Here is a 2,054-nt window from a genome sequence, read left to right on the forward strand (position 1 = left end):
GCCGCTGCCAGCTGATCCTGAAGATTGCCGAGGTTGAGGCCGCCCAGGAGGTCATCGAGATCGAGGCCGGCCAGCAGCGTGTCAAGATCGAAGCCATCGGTCAGCGATGAGACGACCTGTTCCATCTCTTCGAGTTGCCGGATCAGTTGCCGGGTCTGCTCGTCGAGAATACCGTTCGTGCGGATCGACTGCGCCAGCTCGTCCTGGCTGGAGTTCAGAAGCGCGATCAGTTCGGCCAGCGAACGCGGATCGTGGGTCGGCACGCCCTGCGCGAAGGCCAGGCCCGCAGAGAGGCACAGACCCGTTGCGGCGGCGAGATTGCGGAACATGCTCATGGTCAGCCTCCTGTCGTGGGGGTGTCGGTCAGGGTAAGGAATTGTTCGTCGGCGATCTGCGCCTGGACCTGTGCAGCGAAGCGTTGCGCTTCCACGCGCCGCTGGGTGGCCTCCATGATCGTCATCATCGACGCCAGACGCGTGATCTCGGCGCGCAGATAGGTGTTGAGGTCGATGGCCTCGCGGGTGGTCGTGGTCTCGGGAATGCGGGCGATCAGGGCACGGACGCGCCGGGCCGAGAGTTCCAGCTGGTTTGACATGGAAAAACCGAGTTCCATGCCCGCATCGGCCATGTTGCCAAGCTCGGCCAGGGCCATGTCGCCCGCGACCATGGTCCCGAGATCGTCCGGTGATCCCATGCCGGCGGCATAGACATTCGCATAGCCGGTGATCTTGACCACGTAATCCAGTGTCTCGGCATATGGCGGGATGCCGCCATAGCGCTGGACCGCGCCCGGGCCGGCGTTATAGGCCGCAAGCGCGAGCGGCATCGAGCCGAAGCTGCCGAGTTGCATCAGCAGGTAACGTGCGCCGCCATCGAGCTGGACGCGCGGGTCGTTGCGCTGCGAGGCCGGAATGCCAAGCTGATCGAATGTGCCCGGCATGATCTGGGTCAGCCCGCAGGCCCCCTTGTGCGAACAGACCCGCACCTGGAAGCCGCTTTCCTGCTTCACGAGCGCCTGGAACCAGGCCCGGAACCCGACCGGCGAGATCCCGGCGCGTGCGAGCGCCGGATGCGTCTGGTAGCGCTGGACGGTCTCCACGATCATCTGTTCGATCGTCACCCGGCCTTCGCCGAAGAGCCGGCTTTCCGCGCCCGTGACGGCGGAGGTGTCATAGGCGGCGGACACCGCTGCACCGTCCAGGTCCTCGAACTCGGCAGGCGCGAAGCCGCTGGTGTTCATCGAGGCAATTGCCGCGTCGATGGCTGCCAGCTGATCGCGATGCAGGGCGTTCATGTCGATACGAACGCTGTTGCCGTCCTCGGCCTCGCCCACGATCCGGCCTTGCAGCACGGAGAGCGTTCCGGCGCGCAGGGTCCGCAAGGCATCGCTCACGGGAACCCCCTGGGCGAGCGTCAGGCTCGCCACGGAGGCCCCGAGCATAAGGCCGAATGCAAGGCGCCGGGTCCGGATCATGACTTCGGCACTGCCACCAGCGCCGAGCTGAGCGCGCCGGGCTTCAATTTGCCGAAGCAGTTCGAGCGGCGTTCGGACAACTCGCCGCTCTGCGCGGCACAGCCGGCCACCGCCAGCGCAAGAAGGAGGCTCATCACGATACGGGTCATGCCGTGTTTCCTTTCCAGAAATCGGGATTGTCGCGCCAGTCGCTGCCGAAGCGCCGTTCGGCCGAGCGGCCGCCGCCAAGGACGCTGAGATAGGGGCCAAGGGCCGAAAGATCGGTGTCGAGGATGTTCGAGCTTTGCCCGTCCCGCCACAGCGCCCGGCGGCCGCCGGCCTGCGAGCCGAGCAGGAAGGACAGTTCGGCGTCAGACAGCGCCAGCCCGTCATAGCTGTCGCGGCCCGCCTGGTGGTGCGGCAGGATCAGCTGGTTCTGCAAGCCTTCGAGGATCGAGGCCCCGGCGGCGCAGTCCCGGATCTGCGAGACGAACTGCACCAGCATGACGACGACGACGTTCTTCTTGCGCAGCGTCGCCAGCCAGGTCTTCAGCTCGCGCTGGAAGTAGAGATCGTCGAGGAACACGCCCGCCTCTTCCAG

At 66.1% G+C, this 2,054-nt stretch carries 3 protein-coding genes and 1 pseudogene; all 4 read right to left on the reverse strand.

All coding sequences use genetic code 11. The annotated features are described in order from the left end of the window. The coding region (locus MU516_RS19295) for a hypothetical protein (protein WP_260278828.1) at positions 1-335 on the reverse strand (335 nt) is incomplete at its 3' end. A gap of 2 nt (positions 336-337) precedes the next feature. Next, on the reverse strand, positions 338-1,474 hold the full coding sequence (locus tag MU516_RS19300) for a lytic transglycosylase domain-containing protein (protein ID WP_260278829.1): 1,137 nt from the start codon (positions 1,472-1,474) through the stop codon (positions 338-340). Further along, positions 1,471-1,623, reverse strand: a complete 153-nt coding sequence (locus MU516_RS19305; RefSeq protein WP_216033824.1) for a hypothetical protein — start codon at positions 1,621-1,623, stop codon at positions 1,471-1,473. The genes MU516_RS19300 and MU516_RS19305 overlap by 4 nt, the downstream gene beginning before the upstream one ends. Then, positions 1,620-2,054: pseudogene (locus MU516_RS19310) on the reverse strand (VirB4 family type IV secretion/conjugal transfer ATPase); the annotation flags it as partial. The pseudogene MU516_RS19310 and the gene MU516_RS19305, both read right to left, overlap by 4 nt.

Origin of the sequence: Paracoccus maritimus (assembly GCF_025195095.1) — a bacterium.
GTDB classification, from domain to species: Bacteria; Pseudomonadota; Alphaproteobacteria; order Rhodobacterales; family Rhodobacteraceae; genus Paracoccus; species Paracoccus maritimus.